Source organism: Jejubacter calystegiae (assembly GCF_005671395.1).
Lineage (GTDB): Bacteria > Pseudomonadota > Gammaproteobacteria > Enterobacterales > Enterobacteriaceae > Jejubacter > Jejubacter calystegiae.
This window is the reverse complement of record NZ_CP040428.1, coordinates 1,969,899-1,990,104: the sequence shown is the minus strand read 5'-3', so window position 1 is coordinate 1,990,104 and position 20,206 is coordinate 1,969,899. Positions and strand designations below refer to the sequence as shown.

The window sequence follows — 20,206 nt, the reverse complement described above, 5'->3', positions numbered from 1 at the left end:
CCCGCACCAGCTTGCCGCGAGACGCGTCAATTTTGTCGCTGAAAGACTGTATTCACGCGCGGCAAGCTGGTAGAATCTTGCGCCATCATTACGTAACCGGTGCCGCTTGCTTTAACGGCGCTTATTTGCACAAATCCATTGACAAAAGAAGGCTAAACGGGCATATTCCTCGGCCTTTGAATTGTCCACATATGATTATTTGGGAGTTGGACCTTGGCTAATATCAAATCAGCTAAGAAACGCGCCGTACAGTCTGAGAAGCGCCGCAAGCACAACGCTAGCCGTCGCTCCATGATGCGTACCTACATCAAGAAGGTATACGCGGCGATTGCAGCAGGCGACAAAGAAGCTGCTCAGAAAGCATTTAACGAAATGCAACCGATCGTGGATCGTCAGGCCGGTAAGGGTCTGATCCACAAAAACAAAGCAGCGCGTCATAAGTCTAACCTGGTCGCGCAGATCAGCAAGATGGCCTAATCGCCTTCTTCGCTGTTGCTTGATAAAAAAACCCGCCGATGCGGGTTTTTTTATGTCCTGAATCAGCGTATAGGGTTGGCGAACAGCGCCGAATAATCCCGGTTGCAGATACGCTGTACCGCCGGATGTTGAATCATACGCTCGGCGAAAATCACGTGGTACTCCTCCATCACGTTATCCATCCGCCCTATCTCCACAATCTCTTCATCGCGGTAGAAGTCGTAAGCGTAAAGGGTCGGCGCCACAAAGATCGCATTATGCGCAGCGCCAAAGGCTTTCATCAGCGCCGCATCGTCAAACTCACCAAGGATCTGTACCTTTAAATCCTGCGCGTTGATCCAGTTCAGTAGCTTACGCCCCAGCATGGAACGGCGCCCGGGAATCAACAAACTGCGTTCCTCCAGACAGGCGGGAAACGGTTTCCCCGGCAGCGGCGCCTGGCTCCAGAAGCTCACGCCACATTCACCAATCTTCACCGAAAACAGCCCCTCCTGCTGGGATGAATCGACAGGACAGTCAGAAAGGATCATGTCCAGCTTATGCTGGCTGAGCTGCTCCAGCAGCAATTCGTGGGTAGACTCGAAACAGCGCAACCGAATCTGGCTGTCCTCTTCCACCGCCGCATCCAGTACGCCGCTGACCAGCCGTTTGGAAAGCGCATCCGCGACCCCAACGTCAAACAGCAAATGAGACTCTTTGCGGTAGTTGACGATATCCAGCATCTCCTGGCTCAGGGTGAACATCCGGTCCGCATAGCGGAACACCAGCTGACCCAGTTCAGAAGGCTCCAGACCTCGCCCCTTGCGCTTGAACAGCTTGCCCTGCAGACGCTCTTCCAGCAGTTTAATCTGCCCGGTAATGGTTTGAGGCGTCAGATAGAGCACCTCGGCGGCCCCCACAACCGATCCCTCTTTGCAGACGTGCCAGAAATAGTACAGATGGTTGTAGTTTATATGGGGCATAAGCGTCACTCCGTGATGGAAATCCCTGCGGCCCCGTTACGGGGCCGCCTTATGTTAGTGCGTATGCTGTGCCTCACGCCCTGAGAGCCGCATTCTCAACATGATATATCCCAGTACTGCGGAGAGCATCGACCCCACCAGAATCCCCAGCTTCGCCCAGGTGATAAGCTCAGGATCGATATCGCCGAACGCCAGGGTCGCGATAAAGATCGACATGGTGAAGCCAATACCGCACAGCACACCCACCGCAACGATATCCCGACAGGTTGTCCCTTCCGGCAATGAAGCCAGCTTCAGCTTCAGGGCCACCCAGCAGAAGAGGCTGATACCAAGCGGCTTGCCTACCAGCAGACCAGCGATAATGCCCAGCGGTAGCAGAGAAGTCAGCCCGCCCAGGGTAACGCCCTGCAGCGGAACCCCGGCATTCGCGAAGGCGAACAGCGGCAGAATCAGGAACGAAACCCAGGGGTGTAGAATATGCTCCAGTTCCCGGGCCGGTGAATGCCCTTTCTCCGGCTTAAGCGGGATCAGGAAGCCGATAATCACCCCGGCAAGCGTTGCGTGAACGCCCGATTTTAGCACCGCGGTCCACAGCACCACCCCCACCAGCAGGTAGATTCCAATCCGTCTCACGTTAAACAGATTCAGCATCACCAACGCCACAATGGCGGCGGCAGCCACGCCCAGCGACAGTACCGACAGGTCACTGGTATAGAACAGCGCGATGATCACTATCGCGCCCAGGTCGTCGATAATCGCCAGCGCCATCAGGAAGATCTTCAGCGATGCCGGAACCCGGTTGCCCAACAGCGCCAGAATCCCCAACGCAAAAGCGATATCGGTCGCAGCCGGAATTGCCCAACCCTGGCGGGTAACGGGATCCTGCATATTGAACAACAGATAGATTACGGCCGGCACTACCATACCGCCAGCCGCCGCAATGATGGGGAAAACAGCCTGACGGCGGCTGGCCAGCGAGCCGGACACCAGTTCGCGTTTAACTTCCAGGCCAATCATCAGGAAGAAGCAGGCCATCAGGGCGTCGTTGATCCACAGCAGCATGTTTTTGTGGATCTCCAGGCTGCCCACCTTTAGCTCAACCGGCATATTCAGGAAGGAGAAATACTCCGCCTGAGTGGTGGACATATTGGCCAGAAGCATTGCCAGCGCAGCGGTGATAATCAGCAACACGCCACCTGAAGCGTCGTTGCTGAAGAAGCGTTGTAATTGTTTCATTATTCGCTGTCTCATCAAGTAAAACCGAAGTGACAACTATCATAGGACAGAATAAATATTCGCTAAAAGCAGGTTATTACTGCCGTAAAACTCGGTTTTAACGATAAGTATAATGCAAGAAGAACGGACAATGGCCTTTTTACTGGGGTCATGATGCGATACCGGTGAGAAATCCGCAAAATAATAACCACACGGAAAAACCTGTTATTCAGAGCTGTAACGCAAGGCAGGTGTAAAAAAACCTTAAGGGACCGGCAGTCCCTTAAGGTTCTGTCTGGCGAATGCCCCGACGTTAGCGGGTCAGATCGTCAAAGAACTTTTTCACGCCGTCGAAGAAACTTTTGGAGCGCGGGCTGTTTTTCTCGCCGGTCGGACCGCCAAAGCTTTCCTGCAGCTCATTAAGCAACTGCTTCTGCCTCTCGTTCAGGTTGACCGGGGTTTCAACCACTACCCGGCACAGCAAGTCGCCCTGCGCGCCGCCGCGTACCGATTTCACGCCTTTACCGCGCATGCGGAACAGCTTACCGGTCTGAGTTTCACCCGGCACCTTCAGATTCACACGGCCATCCAGGGTCGGAACTTCAATCTCGCCGCCCAGCGCCGCCATCGTAAAGTTGATCGGCACTTCGCAGTACAGGTTATTCCCTTCACGTTCAAAGATCGGATGCGGTTTAACCTGCACCTGAACGTAGAGATCTCCTGCCGGTGCGCCATGCTCACCCGCTTCACCCTCGCCCGCCAGGCGGATGCGATCGCCAGTGTCCACCCCGGACGGAATTTTCACCGACAGGGTTTTGCTCTTTTCAACGCGGCCATGGCCGTGACATTTGGTGCAAGGGTCGGTAATCAGCGTACCGCGGCCCTGACAGTGTGGACAGGTCTGCTGTACGGTAAAGAAGCCCTGACGCATCTGCACCTGGCCGGCACCGTGACAGGTGGGACAGGTCTGCGGCTTGGATCCCGCCTTCGCGCCGCTGCCGTGGCACAGGTCGCACTCTTCCAGAGTCGGGATACGGATCTCTTTGGTCACGCCGCGTACCGCTTCTTCCAGCGACAGCTCCATGTTGTAGCGTAAATCGGCGCCGCGAGCGGCACGGGTTCTGCGACCGCCGCCAAAGATATCGCCAAATACGTCGCCAAAGATATCGCTGAAGTCGGCTCCACCGCCGCCAAAGCCGCCACCGAAACCGCCACCGCCCATTCCCCCCTGCTCAAAGGCGGCATGACCATACTGATCGTAGGCCGCACGCTTCTGGGCATCGGTCAGAATTTCGTAGGCTTCTTTGATCTCTTTAAACTTATCTTCGGCCTCTTTATTCCCGGGATTGCGGTCCGGGTGGAACTTCATGGCCAGGCGTTTATAGGCTTTTTTGATGTCGCGCTCTTCCGCATCTTTCGCGACGCCTAAAATCTCGTAGTAGTCTTTCTTCGCCATCTTTTTATCTGCCCTTATCCCCGAATAGATTCAGAAAACCTCCCGGGAATAGATGAATAAACGGGCGTGGAGGAAAAACCTCTACGCCCGTGCGAACAATCTTAACCCACTCAAAGGGCGATTATTTTTTGTTTTCTTTAACTTCTTCGAACTCCGCGTCTACCACGTCGTCGTTCTTGTCAGCACCGGCTTCTGCACCAGGCTGTGCCTGCTGCTGTGCATTCTGCTGAGCGATTTCAACCAGTTTGGCTGAAGCCTGCGCCAGCTCCTGCATCTTCGCTTCGATATCGGCTTTATCTTCACCTTTCAGGGAAGTTTCCAGCGCGCTCAGCGCAGATTCGATAGCGGTTTTGTCTTCCGCCGGCAGCTTGTCGCCCGCTTCTTCAACCTGTTTGCGGGTGCTGTGTACCAGGTGATCCGCCTGATTGCGGGTCTGTACCAGTTCCTCAAACTTACGGTCAGATTCAGCGTTAGCTTCAGCTTCCTGCACCATCTTGTTGATCTCTTCCTCGTTCAGACCGGAAGAGGCCTTAATGGTAATCTTCTGCTCTTTGCCGCTGTTTTTATCTTTCGCGGAAACGTGCAGAATACCGTCGGCGTCGATGTCGAAGGTGACTTCGATCTGCGGCATACCGCGCGGTGCCGGGTTAATGCCATCCAGGTTGAACTGACCCAGAGACTTGTTATCGCCCGCACGCTTACGCTCACCCTGCAGCACGTGAATGGTCACGGCGGCCTGGTTGTCCTCTGCGGTAGAGAAGACCTGGCTGTGCTTGGTCGGGATAGTGGTGTTCTTGTTGATAAGCGCAGTCATCACGCCGCCCATGGTTTCAATCCCAAGGGAGAGCGGAGTGACGTCCAGCAGCAGAACATCTTTCACTTCACCGGTCAGTACGCCGCCCTGTACCGCAGCGCCAATAGCCACAGCTTCGTCCGGGTTTACGTCTTTACGCGGATCTTTACCGAAGAATTCGGCAACTTTCTTCTGCACCATCGGCATGCGGGTCTGACCGCCAACCAGGATAACGTCATGGATATCGGAAACCGACAGCCCAGCGTCCTGCAGCGCGACTTTCAGCGGCTCGATAGAGCGGTTAACCAGATCTTCCACCAGGGATTCCAGTTTGGCACGGGTCACCTTGATGTTCATGTGTTTCGGACCGGTGGCGTCTGCGGTGATGTACGGCAGGTTCACGTCGGTCTGCTGGGCGGAAGAAAGTTCGATTTTCGCTTTTTCTGCCGCTTCTTTCAGGCGCTGCATCGCCAGCGGGTCATTACGCAGGTCAATGCCCTGATCTTTCTTAAACTCGTCAACCAGGTAGTTGATCAGACGGGTATCGAAGTCTTCACCACCCAGGTGGGTATCACCGTTGGTTGCCAGAACTTCAAAGGTTTTTTCGCCGTCAACGTCATCGATTTCGATGATGGAGATATCGAAGGTACCACCACCCAGGTCGTATACCGCGATAGTGCGGTTACCGGTCTGCTTGTCCAGACCGTAAGCCAGCGCAGCAGCGGTCGGTTCGTTGATGATACGTTTCACTTCCAGGCCCGCGATACGACCGGCGTCTTTGGTTGCCTGACGCTGCGCATCGTTAAAGTAGGCCGGTACGGTGATAACAGCTTCGGTCACCGGCTCGCCCAGGTAGTCCTCGGCGGTCTTTTTCATTTTCTTCAGCACTTCAGCAGAAATCTGCGGCGGTGCCATTTTCTGATCTTTAACTTCAATCCATGCGTCGCCGTTATCAGCGCCCACAATTTTGTACGGCATGATGGACACATCACGCTGGACTTCTTCGTCCTGGAAGCGACGGCCGATCAGACGCTTGATTGCAAACAGGGTGTTCTGCGGGTTCGTCACCGCCTGACGTTTAGCCGGCTGACCCACCAGAGTTTCACCATCCTGAGTATATGCAATGATAGAAGGCGTGGTGCGTTCACCTTCTGCGTTCTCGAGCACACGTGCCTGAGTGCCATCCATAATAGCTACACAAGAGTTGGTAGTACCCAGGTCGATACCAATAATTTTACCCATCTAAACGTCTCCACTAAAAATTCGTCATCTTTGATGATCGTGAACCTGTAATAAGGGCAAAATTGTCTCTTTCAACCGCCCGGATTCGCTTTTTTTTCAGATTCACTCTTCGTTGGTTGTCTACAAGATGGGGTCGTCCCGCTCGCCATCAAGGGGGAAGACAAAAAAAATTTCATTCTTACCCCTTTCGATCAAAGACGCAGCAAACAGAGCCCCTATATGATGCGCCGCCAGCCGCCGGAGAGTGGCTGTTTTGTTAATGATGATACTGAGGCTTTATGGAAACTGTAAAACTGGCTAACCCGGCTCCGCTGGGCCTGATGGGCTTTGGCATGACCACCATCCTGCTCAATCTGCATAATATTAATCTGTTCCCTCTCGACGGCATTATTCTGGCGATGGGGCTCTTTTATGGCGGTCTCGCGCAAATTATTGCCGGAGTGCTGGAATATAAAAAAGGAAATACCTTCGGTCTGACGGCGTTCACCTCTTACGGCTGCTTCTGGATGACGCTGGTCGCTATTCTGCTGATGCCGAAAATGGGGCTGGCTGAAGCGGCAAATAGCCAGTTTATGGGGGCCTGGCTCGGCCTGTGGGGTATTTTCACGCTGTTTATGTTCTTCGGCACCCTGGGAGGCAACCGCGCCCTGCAGTTCGTCTTCCTGAGCCTGACCGTGCTCTTCGCCCTGCTCGCCATCGGCCATCTGGCCGACAGCGCGCAGACGGTACGCATCGCCGGTTGGGTCGGCATTACCTGCGGCGCCAGCGCCTTCTGGACGGCGATGGCGGAAGTGCTTAATGAAAAAGCAGGCCGTACCCTGCTGCCGATTGGCGAACGTCACTAACGTTCCTGGCCCTCGCCTGACGGCGAGGGCCCTACCCTCACATCACCCGCTGGGTCTGCAAGTCACCGGTCACCTGCGGCGAACGCCAGAGCCAGAAACCGATAACCAGCCCCATCAATGCCAGAGCCAGTACATACCAGGCCGGCGCCAGCGGGGAGATCCCCATCATTAGCGTTACCGCAATCGGCGACAGCCCGCCAAATACGGCGTAGGACATGTTGTAAGAAAAAGAGAGCCCGGAAAAGCGCACCTCCGGCGGAAAGGCCCGCACCATGACAAAAGGTACGGCGCCCACTACACCGACGCTGAGGCCCACCAGTCCATAGAGCAGAAACAGCGACTCAGGATGACTCAGCATCAGGTGATAAAACAGCGCGCTGCACAGCGCCAGCACCAGGCTTCCCACCATGAAGGTCTTACCGGCGCCGAAGCGATCGGCAGCCAGCCCCGCCAGCAGACAGCCGCAACACAGCATAATGGTCGCCACGCTGTTAGCCTGCAGCGCCCGGGCTGGTGCGATAGCGGCCTGCTGCTGAAGCCAGGTCGGCGCCATCAGGATCACCACCACAATACCGGCCGACAGCAGCCAGGTAAGCAGCATAGAGACCATCACGGCTTTACGATGACGGGTGACGACCGCTCTCACCGGCAGTTCGCGCGCCAGCATTTTACGCTGTTGCAGCTCCACAAAGACCGGCGTCTCCTGTAACCAGCGCCGCAGATACATCGCCATTAGCCCGAAGATGCCACCGAGCAAAAACGGAATTCGCCAGCCCCAGCCTTGTACCGCATCGGGCGTTAACAGCGAATTCACCAGGGTCGCCACCAGTGAGCCCAGCAAAATCCCCAGCGTCAGCCCTGCGGTCAGAATGCCACAGGCCAGCCCGGTACGCCGCTCCGGCACATGCTCAGCCACAAAAACCCAGGCGCCCGGCACTTCGCCGCCGATAGCCGCCCCCTGTAGTAACCGCATGACCAGCAACAGCAGCGGCGCTGCGACGCCGAGCGTATCCCAGGTCGGCAGCAGGCCAATCGCCAGGGTCGGCAACGCCATCATCAGGATACTCAGGGTAAACATGCGTTTACGGCCGCTACGATCGCCAAAGTGCGCCATCACAATACCGCCGAGTGGGCGAATCAGATAACCGGCGGCAAAAATGCCGAAGGTCTGAACCTGGCGCAGCCATTCGGGAACGTCCGGCGGGAAGAACAGCGCCCCCACCACCGCTGCGAAAAAAACGAATATGATGAAATCGTAGAACTCCAGCGCCCCGCCAAGGGCAGCCAGCGCCAGCGTTTTATAGTCCTGGCGGTTGAGTGGTCGCGTGTCCTGAGCCATAGATAAACCGTCACCTCTTGAGTGTATCGAATAGTTTCCATTTCATTGTAAACATGTAGTTACTATAACGATAAAATCGCGCTGTGCCAGAGATATACGACTATCGATGATGTAAAAAAGCGAACTCAGCCGACATTTTCACGCCTGGCGCTTTTCGGACGAAAGGCGGCAACCACCTGGGCGTGAGTTTCAACATAAGGGCCTTCCAGCAACTGGATGCAGTACGGCACGCTGGCGAAGATACCCTGTACCAGCACGTTACCCGCATCGTCCCTCACCCCTTCCAGGGTTTCCTGAATCGCTTTCGGCTGACCGGGCAGGTTGAGGATCAGCGCCTGTTTACGAATCACACCCACCTGGCGCGACAGAATGGCCGTAGGGACAAAACGCAGACTCACCTGACGCATCTGCTCACCGAACCCCGGCATTTCCCGGTCGGCCACCGCCAGGGTTGCATCCGGCGTGACGTCTCGTCGGGCAGGTCCGGTACCGCCAGTGGTCAATACCAGATGGCAGCCCATCTCGTCGACCAGTTCACACAGGGTTTGTTCAATAAGCTGACGTTCATCAGGGATCAGGCGTCGTTCCAGCTGGTACGGGGTGGCAAGCGCCTGCTCCAGCCAGCTTTCCAGAGCCGGAATGCCCTTATCCTGGTAGACGCCGCTGGAGGCCCGATCGGAAATAGAAACTAAGCCAATACGTAAGGTGTTCATAGCAAGTCCGTAAATCAGTGGTTCATACCCGAATCATACACTGTGAAGGGAATTGCAGACAGAAGGAGGTGAAAGCTCGGGGGAAGTGAGAACGTGGCCGGTTACCCGGCCACGGGGGAATTACAGCAGGTCGCTGACCATTTTTTCCAGTTTTTCCTGGTCAATGGCGAACTTGCGGATACCTTCCGCCAGTTTGTCGACCGCCATCGGATCCTGGTTATGGCTCCACAGGAATGCAGACTCGGTCATGCGCTCCGGACGCGCCTTCACGTCGCCCGCCCAGGCCAGTTTGCGTTCGATGGCGCCTTCGCTATCGGCCAGTTCTTTGAGCAGAGCCGGTGCAATGGTCAGACGGTCGCAGCCCGCCAGTTCCAGGATCTCGCCAACGTTACGGAAGCTGGCGCCCATCACCACGGTTTCATAACCGTGCTCTTTGTAATACTGGTAGATTTCACTCACCGATACCACGCCTGGATCTTCCGCAGGCGCATACTCTTTCTTGTCGGTATTAGCTTTGTACCAGTCGAGAATACGGCCAACGAACGGCGAGATCAGGTAAACGCCCGCTTCGGCGCAGGCACGCGCCTGAGCGAAGGAGAACAGCAGGGTCAGGTTACAGTTGATGCCCTCTTTTTCCAGCTGTTCAGCTGCGCGAATCCCCTGCCAGGTAGAGGCCAGTTTGATAAGGATGCGGTCGTTGCCGATACCGGCATCATTGTACATCTTGATCAGGCGCTTCGCCTTGGCGATGCTCGCTTCGGTATCGTAAGAGAGACGCGCATCAACCTCGGTAGAAATACGACCGGGGATCAGTTTCAGGATCTCAAGGCCGATGTTTACCGCCAGCTTGTCGGTAGCATCCACCACCTGCTGCGCACGATCGCTGCTCTGGCCGCGCGCCCATTCAACGGCATCGTCGATAAGCTTACGGTATTCAGGAATCTGAGCGGCATTGAGAATCAGTGAAGGGTTGGTTGTGGCATCCTGCGGCTGATACAGCTTCATCGCCGCGATGTCTCCGGTGTCAGCCACGACTGTGGTGTACTGACGCAGGGAGGTCAATTTATCCGTCATGATAGATTTCTCGTTAAAACTACTTGTTAGTGAGATGTAACCGGTCTCACTCGATAATATCACGCCCCTCTTTCGGTGCAACCTGAGTCACCCAGGAGTTACCCTATGTGATAAACTCTAAGACTTATCACCACGACATGACGGACGGCCGAATCAGCGCGCGGCACGGAACGGCCAGGGCGCGGCATTAAAGGATATCAATGCACGATTTTCTGTTATTCATGAGCGACCTGATATGGGGCTCAATTCTTATCTATCTGCTGGCTGGCGCGGGCATCTGGTTTACCTGGCACACCGGTTATATCCAGTTTCGTCATTTGCGCATGTTTTGCCCCCTGCTCAGACGAAGTATCACGCCGCCGCGAGACGGTCTTAGCGCACTTCAGGCGCTGCTTATCAGCCTTGCGGCGCGGGTCGGCGTCGGCAGTCTGTCCGGCGTAGCAATAGCGCTGGCCGCTGGCGGGCCCGGCGCCATCTTCTGGATGTGGGTCACCGGCATTATCGGTATGGGGATCTCCTTTGCCGAATGTACTCTGGCGCAGCTTTATAAAACCCGTAACGACCGCGGACAGTTTCAGGGCGGCCCCGCCTGGTACATGACCCGGGGCCTGGGTATGCGCTGGATGGGCAGCCTGTTCGCCGTCATGCTGATTGTCGCCTTTGGCTTTATCGCTAACTATCTTCAGGCTTCCGCCATTTCCCGGGCGCTGCATCAAACCTTTAATATTTCCCCGCTGGCGATTAGCATCACGCTATTCGTCCTGTGCGCGCTGGCCATTCGCCGCGGCATTCAGGGCGTCGCCACCATTGCGCTCTGGCTGGTGCCGATAATGAGCCTGTGCTGGCTACTGCCGGGCCTGGGGCTAATGCTATGGCATATCGACCAGATACCTTCGGTCCTTGGACTGGTGCTGCGCGGCGCCTTCGGCTGGCACGAAGTTGCCGCCGGTACACTCGGCTATACCCTGAGCCAGGCATTAAGCCAGGGATTCCAGCACGGGATGTTCTCTAACGAAGCGGGGGTGGGTTCAACGCCCAATGTCGCGGCGGCGGCGGTTTCCTGGCCTCCTCATCCGGCGGCCCAGGGGCTGGTACAGATGGTTGGCGTGGCCTTCGATACGCTGGTGTTGTGCAGTATCACAGCCATGGTCATCCTGCTTTCCGGCGTGCTCGACATCCCCGAGCTACAAAGCAACGGCCTCTCGATTCTACGCCTGGCGATGGCCTCATTGGTGGGACAGTGGGGTAGCACGCTGGTCACTCTGATTGTTGTGCTGTTTGCCTTCACCACAATTATCGCCAACGTCGTTTATGCCGAGAATAACCTGAACTTTATGCTGCGCCCAACGGCCAGCCGGCGCCTGCTCTTTCGGCTGAGCATACTGCTCACCGTTATTGCCGGCTGCCTGTTTTATATGCCGGGGGTCTGGCAACTGGCAACGATAATGACGGCTCTGATGGCGATCGTTAACCTGATTGCCATTCTGCTATTGTCGCCGGTGGTCCGGGAGTTGATCGGGGACTGGCGACGCCAGCGAGCGCTGGGTAAGATGCCGGTCTTTAATCCTGAACGCTTTCCGGAAATTCATAGCCAGCTGGAGCCCGGCGTCTGGGATAATGCGAAGCGCAGTACGCCATCGGCTTCCAATTACAACCATCGGCCATAACATCCGCCAGATTTGCTACAGTAGTCTGGGCTGAATTCCGTATGGTCCGCCAGAACCTGAATCAACCTCGCAAGGAAAAGAGATGCTTATTCTGATTTCACCTGCCAAAACTCTGGATTACCAGAGCCCCCTTGCCACACAGCGCTATACCCAGCCTGCGCTGCTGGAGTATTCGCAGCAGTTGATCCGTGAGGCCCGTAAGCTTTCCGAACCACAAATTGCTTCGCTAATGGGCATTAGCGATAGGCTGGCATCGCTCAATGCAACGCGCTTCCATGACTGGCACCCGGACTTCACGCCGCAAAACGCCCGTCAGGCTATCCTTGCCTTTAAAGGCGATGTCTACACCGGTCTGCAGGCAGAAACCTTAAGCGAAGAGGATTTCGACTTCGCTCAGCGCCATTTGCGCATGCTCTCCGGCCTGTACGGCGTGTTGCGCCCCCTGGATCTGATGCAGCCCTATCGTCTGGAGATGGGCATCAAACTGGCGAACCCACAAGGTAAGGATCTCTATAGCTTCTGGGGCGACATCATTACCGATACCCTGAATGCCACCCTGGCAGAGCAGAATGACGACGTGGTGATCAACCTGGCTTCGGATGAATACTTTAAATCGGTACGGCCGCAAAAATTGAAAGCGACGCTGATTAAGCCGGTCTTTCTGGATGAGAAAAATGGCAAGTTCAAGGTGATTAGCTTCTACGCCAAGAAAGCGCGCGGCCTGATGAGTCGCTATATCATCGAAAATCGACTGACCCGACCAGAACAGCTCACGGCGTTTGATAGCGACGGCTACTTCTTTGATGCCAGCGCCTCAGACTCCGGTGAACTGGTCTTTAAACGCCACGAACGTTAACGTCAAAACGCCAGCCCGAAGGCTGGCGTTTTGATTAATAGCGGTGGTGATGGTGATGATAGTGCGGCGGCGGCGGCCGATGCCCGTGATGGTGGTAACGCGGCGGTGGCGGCGGCGGACGATGCCAGTGATGACGTTCGTGGTCGAAATGGTGGTGGCGCGGCGGCGGCGGCCGGTGATCGTGGGCCTGTGCCGCAAAGGGCGCCGCTATCATCATTATGAGTGCCAGTGTGAAGGCTCTTAACATCGTCTTCTCCTTATTCTCGCCCCTTTGGGACTACGCATTCATCCTATAAGAGCCCGAATTAGTTTTTTATCCTGTGAAGTCCTAATTCTCTCCTGGCAGCACGCATAGATAATTTATGCTTATTTACTGCCATTTTTCTGCACATTCTCTCCACAATTACGGATATAAATAAAAAACCGCCAATCAAGGCGGTTTTTTACAGAAGAAATCTCTTATTTACTCTTCAGAAGAAGCTGATTCAAAACAGTGAAATCTGCCGGTATTATGCTAGATAGCAGAGGAAGATCGGCTCGTTCAGCCAGCGCTTCGGGCAGTTCCAGCGATTCGCCAAGGATCTCCTCGACGCTCTCCTTAAACTTCGCCGGATGCGCCGTACCCAAAAACAGACCAAACTCACCAGGCTGTAGATTATCGCGCAACGCACGCCAGGCCACTGCGGCATGGGGCTCGGAAAGATACCCCAGCCCTTTCAGTTCGCGCACGGTCTCTTTGGTGGTTTCATCATCCACGGCGGCGTAGCCAAGATCGCTCAGGCGCCAGGTCTTACGGCGGAACAGCTCTTCAACCCGCGGCCAGTTGTTAGGCTGGCTGACATCCATCGCATTGGAAAGCGTCGCGCGGGTCGAATGGGGCGACCACTCGCCGCTTTCCAGATAGCGCGGAACGGTGTCGTTAACGTTAGTCGCAGCGATAAAACGCTTCACTGGCAGCCCCAGCGCTTTCGCCAGCAGCCCGGCGGTCAGATCGCCGAAGTTACCGCTCGGCACCGAAACCACTAACTGATTACGCGCTTCCTGAGGCAGCTGCGCCACGGCTTCAAAGTAGTAGCAAATCTGCGCCAGCAGGCGGCTGATGTTGATGGAGTTCGCGGAATTCAGCCCCAGTTGCTGCTTCAGAGGCTCATCGTCGAAGGCCTGTTTCACCAGCGCCTGGCAGTCATCGAAATCGCCTTCCACCGCGACAGTTTCAATATTGCCACCAAGCGTACAGAACAGCTTCTCCTGCAGCGGGCTTATCTTGCCGCGCGGATAGAGAATTACCACCCGCACATTTTTCAGGCCGTAGAAGGCGTGGGCGACCGCGGCGCCGGTATCGCCAGAGGTGGCGGTCAGGATGGTCACCGGCTTATCGCCGCTGATATGCGTCAGCATCTGGGCCATAAAGCGACCGCCAAAATCCTTGAACGCCAGAGTCGGGCCGTGGAACAGCTCCAGACAGGCCACATCGTCACTGACTTTCACCACCGGCGCCGGGAAGGTGAAGGCGGCGCGTACCCGCTCCTCCAGAATTTCCGGCGTAATTTCGTCGCCGATAAAGGCCGAGAGAATGCGACTACTGCGCGGAACAAAGTCCATCTCCAGCAGTTCGTCGATCTCCGTCAGGCTAAATTCCGGCAGCCCGTGCGGAAAAAACAGCCCCTGATTTTTCCCCAGTCCCTGTGTCACGGCCTGCGCAAAGCTGACCTGCTCGTTATGATCTTTCAGATTATAGAGTTTCATGCGTTATCCCAGTACTCGTGCGCCCGCCGTATCCAGACGGCAAATATGAACGAAGCCTTCATCATTCTGTAAATAGTGCTGGCTGAGCCAGTCCGCCGCGCGCTGCGCCGTTTCCTGCTTATCGCATACCGCAAACAGGGTCGGGCCAGAGCCGGAAATACCACAGGCCAGCGCGCCGATCTCACCAACGGCGCGTCGGGCTTCGGCAAAGCCCGGCAGCAGCTTCGCCCGGTAGGGCTCGGCGATGACATCACGCATCAGCGCTGCCGCAAGCGTCGGCTGGCCACTGTGGCAGGCGTGAATAAAGCCTGCCAGACCGCGCCCGTGGCTGATACAGTCCTGACGACGATACTGCGCTGGCAGAATCGCCCGGGCTTCAGCGGTGGAAACTTTAATTCCCGGGTAAGCCATCACCCAGAACCACTCTTCAAAGCAAGGCACCGACTGGCTGATAATCCCCTGCTCTTCTATCATCAGTTGCATACCGCCCAGATAGCAGGGCGCCACGTTATCGTAGTGGACGCTACCGGAGATCCGCCCTTCCAGCTCCCCCATCAGCGCCAGCAGACGGGTTTGATCCAGAGGCCGATCGCAAAATTCATTGAGCGCGACCAGCGCCGCAACGACTGAACAGGCGCTGGATCCCAATCCGGATCCAATCGGCATATTCTTTTCCAGGGTCATCGCCACCGGAATCTGCTCGCCTAGCTCCTCGCAGAAACGCTCCCAGCACTGGTACACAATGTTGTCCTGCGCCCTGGCAGGGAGCTTGCTAACGAAACTTCCGGCATTATCCAGGCTGAACTGGCTGGCCCGTTCCACGCTAACGCAGTCGCCAAGCAGTGAACCGTCGGCCGGCGATACCGCCGCCCCCAGCACGTCGAAGCCGACGCTGACGTTGCCAATTGAGGCAGGGGCATAAACTTTGACCATTATTAAACTCCCGAATTCCAGGACAGGGTGCGCAGCAGATCGGCGAAGACACCGGCCGCCGTCACGTCATTGCCGGCGCCGTAGCCGCGCAGGACCAACGGCAGAGGCTGATAATAGTGGCTGTAGAACGCCAGTGCGTTCTCGCCGTTTTTCACCTTATAAAGCGGATCGTTACCGTCCACTGCCGCGATCTGCACCCGGCAGCCGCCCTGCTCGTCAATCATCCCGACGTAGCGCAGCACCTTACCTTCATCCCGAGCCTGCGCCACCCGTGAAGAGAAAAGATCGTCAAGCTGCGGCAGGCGCGCCATAAATTCCTCTACCGGGCCGCTGGCATCGAAGCTTTCCGGCAGTACCGGTTCGATAACGATATCCTCCAGCTCAAGGCTGTAGCCGCTTTCACGAGCGAGGATTAGCAGCTTACGGGCCACGTCCATACCGGAAAGGTCATCACGCGGGTCCGGCTCGGTATAGCCCATCTCACGCGCCGTACCGGTCGCCTCCGACAGGCTCATGCCCTCATCCAGCTTACCAAAAATAAAGGAAAGCGAACCGGAAAGAATCCCGGTGAAACGCTGTAGCTCATCGCCGGCATTCAACAGGTTCTGAAGGTTTTCAATAACCGGCAGGCCCGCCCCAACGTTGGTGTCATACAGGAACTTACGGCGCGAGCGGCCCGCTGCGGTCCGCAACTGGTGGTAGTAAGCCATAGATGAGGTATTGGCTTTCTTGTTCGGCGTGACGACGTGGAAGCCTTCGCTCAGGAAGTCGGCATACTGGTCGCCTACCGCCTGGCTGGAGGTGCAGTCGACGATCACCGGGTTCAACAGGTGATAATCCTTCACCAGGCGAATCAAACGCCCGAGGTTGAAAGGCTCCGAGGCCTCTTCCAGCGCCGGGCGCCAGGCCTCGAGATCCAGACCGTGAACATTGGTGATCATGGCCCTTGAGTTGGCTACGCCGCACACCCGCAGATCGATATTCTTTTTCTTAAGCCAGGTCTGCTGGCGCTTGATCTGCTCAAGCAGCGCGCCGCCAACGCCGCCAACGCCGATCAGGAATACTTCCAGCACCTGCTCGGTGTTGAACAGCATCTGATGCACCACACGCACGCCTGTGGTGACGTCATCGTTGTTCACTACCACCGAGATGGACCGCTCGGAAGAGCCCTGAGCGATAGCTATGATATTGATGTTGGCCCGGGCCAGCGCCGCGAAGAACCTGGCCGAGATGCCGCGTAGGGTACGCATACCGTCGCCCACTACCGAGATAATCGCCAGACGTTCGGTGATGGAAAGCGGCTCCAGCAGCCCCTCTTTCAGCTCCAGATGGAATTCCTCTTCCAGGGCGCGTCTGGCGCGTAGTGCATCGCTCTGGGGCACGCAGAAGCTGATGCTGTACTCTGACGAGGACTGAGTGATAAGCACCACCGAGATGCCGCTACGCGACATAGTGGCGAACACCCGGGCCGCCATGCCAACCATGCCTTTCATTCCCGGCCCGGAAACGCTGAACATCGCCATATTATTCAGGTTAGAGATGCCTTTAACCGGCAGGTTTTCGGCTGCATCGCTATCCAGACCAATCAGCGTACCCGGCGCCTGAGGATTGCCGGTATTTTTAATCAGACAGGGGATCTGGAACTGGGCGATGGGGGAAAGCGTACGGGGGTGAAGGACTTTGGCGCCGAAGTAGGAAAGCTCCATAGCTTCCTGGTAGGACATCGACTTCAGTAGTCTGGCGTCCGGCACCTGGCGCGGATCGCAAGTATAAACCCCATCGACATCGGTCCAGATCTCACAGCAGTCGGCACGCAGGCAGGCCGCCAGTACCGCAGCGGAATAGTCAGAGCCATTACGCCCCAGCACCACCAGCTCTCCCTTATCGTTACCGGCGGTGAAACCGGCCATCAGGATCATATGGTCGGTAGGGATGCGGCTGGCGGCGATACGGCGGGTAGATTCGGCAATGTCCACCGTCGATTCAAGGTAATGCCCCACCGCCAGCAGCTTCTCAACCGGGTCCAGCACAGTGACCTGATGACCCCGCGCCTGGAGCAGCGCCTCCATAATGGCGATGGAGAGCTTCTCGCCACGGCAAATCAGCGATGCATTGATGGCGTCCGGACACTGCCCCAGCAGGCTGATGCCGTGCAGAACATGCTTGATTCGCGCGAACTCCTGACCCACCCGCTCCTTCATACGCTCCAGGGGAAAACCGGGTTGCGCCTCCGCCAGCCCCTGAAGCAGGGCATCGAAGATCTGTTCGGCATCGCTGATATTCGGCAGAGGATCCTGGCCTGCGATGGTTTTCTCAATCATTGCCACCAGGTGATTGGTGATTTTGGCCGGGGCAGAAAGCACGGTCGCCACCTGCCCCTGTCCGGCATTACTTTCCAGAATGTCGGCGACCCGTAAAAATCGCTGGGCATTCGCCACTGATGTACCGCCGAATTTCAACACTCGCATTTCCAGATACCCCCTGGTTTTTTAAGCTCAAAAAAAAGCCCGCATCCTTCAGGGTGCGGGCTTTTTTCATTTTTTCCTGTACGCGTCAGCCCGCCCCGTTACCTGTGGTAATGGTGGTGGTAATGGTCATGGTGGTCAGGCCGATGCGAATCATGATGTTTGTGTGCTCTAAATTATTCTGTCCGTCTTGCGTTATATATTGGTTAAAGTATCTGCCGGGCTAAGTCAATGAATTTTTAAGTTGCTCACGGTAATTAGCTTTTCACGCCCTGCCTGCGGACAGCCAACAGACTTCTCATATCCGCCAGCCATAACGCACAAAACTGGTTTTTTATATCGATAAACTATACATTTACGGCATTATCATCCGGCAGCCTTTTTTCGATATCATGCAGCAGTTGGTGCAACATTGCGGTGTCTCTTTGGGCTAACAGACCGATTCGCTGTTCCAGCCAGGCAGACAATTTGAGATCGTCTGCCACCACCAGCCGGGTCAGTAGTCTGGCGATTCTCTGGCGCAGCGCACGCAGTTGCCCAGCGTCGGCAACGGCTTCCGGGCGCGGTCCAATCTGCAGCAACCCGGAAAGCTGATAGCAGTAAACCATCACCGCCTGCCCAAGATTAAGCGACGGGTAATCTGCAGCCATGGGCACACCGGTCAGAATATCAGCCAGCGCCAGCTCTTCATTGGTCAGCCCTGAATCTTCCCGGCCAAACACCAGCGCCAGCGTGGGCAGCCAGCGCCCTTTTTCCTCCAGCAGCGGCAGTAGCTGTTGAGGCGTAGCGTAGTAATGATACTGAGCCCGGGTACGCGCGGTGGTGGCGACAGTGAAATCGACATCGTGCAACGCGGATTCAAGGGTGGGATATTCTTCAATATTATCAATGACATCAGTCGAACCATGGGCCACATAGCGGGCGGCAGGTTGACGATGAGCTTCGCTATCCACGATCCGCATTTCGCTAAAGCCCATGGTCTTCATGGCCCGCGCGGCAGCACCAATATTTTCAGCTCTGGCCGGCCCGACCAGAATCATAACTAAACGCATAATCCCTCTTTATACAAAAACCAGTAAACACCATCAGGAAACAAAACAGCGCGCAATCAGGAAAAATTCGCGCCAACAATTTACTTTATTGCAACAATTTTCTCCCCTTTTTGCGTAGGGTAATTTATAATAAAAACTTATAAATTTGCGTACTGACAGACAAACGGAACTTGCGATACCACATCCGTTATCTTGTTGTTCGTCAGTCAGAAATATCCTGGTGCTGTCCCGGGCTTTTTCCATTGATTCCATTTATCGATTCATCAGGGAAGCCGGTGTGATTATTAAAAAAATGTGACGAACAGAACCAGTACGCTACGAAGATTTCATCACTCTGTTAACGTGCTACAATTGAAATTGATATATGTCAACGAAGCGTAGTTTTATTGGGTGTCGGAAACCTCATGCCCTGTTATGTTGCTGTTAAAATGGTTAGGATTACAGCCGTTTTTAACACCGTCGGGTCTTGAGGGATATAGAGCCCACGACCAAGCTAATGATGTTGTTGACGTTGATGGATTGAGCATCAAGAACGCAATTACGTACTTTAGTCATGTATGGCCGGTCATGTTAATTTGCGACATGTACCAGGCAGGTCAGGGACTTCTGTACTCCTGTTTCGATTTTAGTTGGCAATTTTAGGTAGCAAACATGCAGACCCCTCACATTCTTATCGTTGAAGACGAGTTGGTAACACGCAACACGTTGAAAAGCATTTTCGAGGCAGAAGGTTACGATGTCTTTGAAGCGACCGATGGCGCCGAAATGCATCAGATCCTTTCTGATAATGACGTTAACCTCGTGATCATGGATATCAACCTGCCGGGTAAAAATGGCCTGCTGCTGGCCCGTGAGCTACGCGAACAGGCAAATGTGGCACTGATGTTCCTGACTGGCAGGGACAACGAAGTGGACAAGATCCTGGGTCTTGAAATCGGTGCGGATGATTACATCACCAAACCGTTCAACCCACGAGAACTGACCATCCGAGCCCGTAATCTGCTGCAGCGTACCATGAATCTGGGCGCCGTTAGCGAAGAGCGCCGCTCCGTTGAAAGCTACAAATTCAACGGCTGGGAGCTGGACATCAACAGCCGTTCGCTGGTCAGCCCTACCGGCGAGCAGTATAAACTGCCGCGTAGCGAATTCCGCGCCATGCTGCACTTCTGCGAAAACCCGGGAAAAATCCAGTCCCGTGCCGAACTGCTGAAGAAAATGACGGGCCGCGAGCTGAAGCCGCACGACCGTACTGTGGATGTCACTATCCGCCGCATCCGCAAACACTTTGAATCGGTACCGGATACGCCGGAGATCATCGCCACGATTCACGGTGAAGGTTACCGCTTCTGCGGCGATCTCCAGGAGTAAGCC

Annotated in this window: 17 protein-coding genes, 1 pseudogene and 1 other annotated feature; of the genes and pseudogenes, 5 read left to right on the top strand and 13 right to left on the bottom strand. The window is 55.6% G+C overall.

Features of this window, described 5'->3' with window-relative positions:
• The first annotated feature begins 213 nt into the window (after positions 1-213).
• Positions 214-477 (top strand): 30S ribosomal protein S20, encoded by a 264-nt coding sequence (gene rpsT / locus FEM41_RS09230; protein WP_138095694.1) that lies wholly within the window; start codon positions 214-216, stop codon positions 475-477.
• A 62-nt stretch (positions 478-539) separates the two neighbouring features.
• On the opposite strand, the gene nhaR is transcribed toward rpsT, so the two are convergent.
• The 4 genes from nhaR to dnaK all read right to left on the bottom strand — a co-directional run bounded on the left by nhaR (position 540) and on the right by dnaK (position 6,145).
• The gene (gene nhaR / locus FEM41_RS09225) at positions 540-1,439 is read right to left on the bottom strand and encodes a transcriptional activator NhaR (RefSeq protein ID WP_138095693.1); all 900 of its coding nucleotides are present in this window, start codon (positions 1,437-1,439) and stop codon (positions 540-542) included.
• A gap of 54 nt (positions 1,440-1,493) precedes the next feature.
• Positions 1,494-2,675, bottom strand: coding sequence for a Na+/H+ antiporter NhaA (gene nhaA, locus FEM41_RS09220; RefSeq protein WP_138095692.1), 1,182 nt, complete (start codon positions 2,673-2,675; stop codon positions 1,494-1,496).
• 292 nt (positions 2,676-2,967) lie between these two features.
• The gene (gene dnaJ, locus FEM41_RS09215; RefSeq protein ID WP_138095691.1) at positions 2,968-4,110 is read right to left on the bottom strand and encodes a molecular chaperone DnaJ; all 1,143 of its coding nucleotides are present in this window, start codon (positions 4,108-4,110) and stop codon (positions 2,968-2,970) included.
• A 121-nt stretch (positions 4,111-4,231) separates the two neighbouring features.
• Positions 4,232-6,145 carry a molecular chaperone DnaK gene (dnaK, locus tag FEM41_RS09210; protein ID WP_138095690.1) on the bottom strand — a complete coding sequence of 638 codons (1,914 nt, stop codon included), beginning with the start codon at positions 6,143-6,145 and terminating at the stop codon, positions 4,232-4,234.
• A 278-nt stretch (positions 6,146-6,423) separates the two neighbouring features.
• On the opposite strand from dnaK, the gene satP reads away from it, so the two are divergent.
• Positions 6,424-6,990, top strand: coding sequence for an acetate uptake transporter (gene satP, locus FEM41_RS09205; protein ID WP_138095689.1), 567 nt, complete (start codon positions 6,424-6,426; stop codon positions 6,988-6,990).
• A 37-nt stretch (positions 6,991-7,027) separates the two neighbouring features.
• Here the strand turns inward: satP and FEM41_RS09200 are convergent, their stop codons facing one another.
• The 3 genes from FEM41_RS09200 to tal form a co-directional block, all read right to left on the bottom strand.
• Positions 7,028-8,329 (bottom strand): MFS transporter, encoded by a 1,302-nt coding sequence (locus FEM41_RS09200; protein WP_138095688.1) that lies wholly within the window; start codon positions 8,327-8,329, stop codon positions 7,028-7,030.
• A 125-nt stretch (positions 8,330-8,454) separates the two neighbouring features.
• Entirely contained in the window at positions 8,455-9,042 is a 588-nt protein-coding gene (gene mog, locus FEM41_RS09195) for a molybdopterin adenylyltransferase (RefSeq protein WP_138095687.1), read from the bottom strand.
• A 120-nt stretch (positions 9,043-9,162) separates the two neighbouring features.
• Positions 9,163-10,116 (bottom strand): transaldolase, encoded by a 954-nt coding sequence (tal, locus tag FEM41_RS09190; RefSeq protein WP_138095686.1) that lies wholly within the window; start codon positions 10,114-10,116, stop codon positions 9,163-9,165.
• Between the two features lie 200 nt (positions 10,117-10,316).
• On the opposite strand from tal, the gene FEM41_RS09185 reads away from it, so the two are divergent.
• Positions 10,317-11,783 (top strand): alanine/glycine:cation symporter family protein, encoded by a 1,467-nt coding sequence (locus FEM41_RS09185; RefSeq protein WP_138095685.1) that lies wholly within the window; start codon positions 10,317-10,319, stop codon positions 11,781-11,783.
• Positions 11,784-11,865: 82 nt separating this feature from the next.
• Positions 11,866-12,639: a peroxide stress protein YaaA gene (gene yaaA, locus FEM41_RS09180; protein WP_138095684.1), complete on the top strand. Its 774-nt coding sequence runs from the start codon at positions 11,866-11,868 to the stop codon at positions 12,637-12,639.
• 34 nt (positions 12,640-12,673) lie between these two features.
• Here the strand turns inward: yaaA and FEM41_RS09175 are convergent, their stop codons facing one another.
• From FEM41_RS09175 to yjjY, 6 genes and pseudogenes are all read right to left on the bottom strand, one after another.
• Positions 12,674-12,886 (bottom strand): hypothetical protein, encoded by a 213-nt coding sequence (locus FEM41_RS09175; RefSeq protein ID WP_138095683.1) that lies wholly within the window; start codon positions 12,884-12,886, stop codon positions 12,674-12,676.
• Positions 12,887-13,098: 212 nt separating this feature from the next.
• Positions 13,099-14,385 (bottom strand): threonine synthase, encoded by a 1,287-nt coding sequence (gene thrC, locus FEM41_RS09170; protein ID WP_138095682.1) that lies wholly within the window; start codon positions 14,383-14,385, stop codon positions 13,099-13,101.
• A 3-nt stretch (positions 14,386-14,388) separates the two neighbouring features.
• Positions 14,389-15,318, bottom strand: a complete 930-nt coding sequence (gene thrB / locus FEM41_RS09165; protein ID WP_138095681.1) for a homoserine kinase — start codon at positions 15,316-15,318, stop codon at positions 14,389-14,391.
• 2 nt (positions 15,319-15,320) lie between these two features.
• Complete coding sequence (gene thrA / locus FEM41_RS09160) at positions 15,321-17,786, bottom strand: bifunctional aspartate kinase/homoserine dehydrogenase I (RefSeq protein WP_138095680.1); 2,466 nt, start codon at positions 17,784-17,786, stop codon at positions 15,321-15,323.
• A 28-nt stretch (positions 17,787-17,814) separates the two neighbouring features.
• Positions 17,815-17,933, bottom strand: a sequence feature (Thr leader region).
• Between the two features lie 197 nt (positions 17,934-18,130).
• Positions 18,131-18,835 (bottom strand): tRNA/rRNA methyltransferase, encoded by a 705-nt coding sequence (locus tag FEM41_RS09150; protein ID WP_138095679.1) that lies wholly within the window; start codon positions 18,833-18,835, stop codon positions 18,131-18,133.
• Positions 18,836-19,247: 412 nt separating this feature from the next.
• Positions 19,248-19,390 (bottom strand): annotated as a pseudogene (gene yjjY, locus FEM41_RS09145) (YjjY family protein).
• A 96-nt stretch (positions 19,391-19,486) separates the two neighbouring features.
• Between yjjY and arcA the strand changes: the two are divergent.
• Positions 19,487-20,203: a two-component system response regulator ArcA gene (gene arcA / locus FEM41_RS09140; protein ID WP_138095678.1), complete on the top strand. Its 717-nt coding sequence runs from the start codon at positions 19,487-19,489 to the stop codon at positions 20,201-20,203.
• Positions 20,204-20,206: the final 3 nt, after the last annotated feature.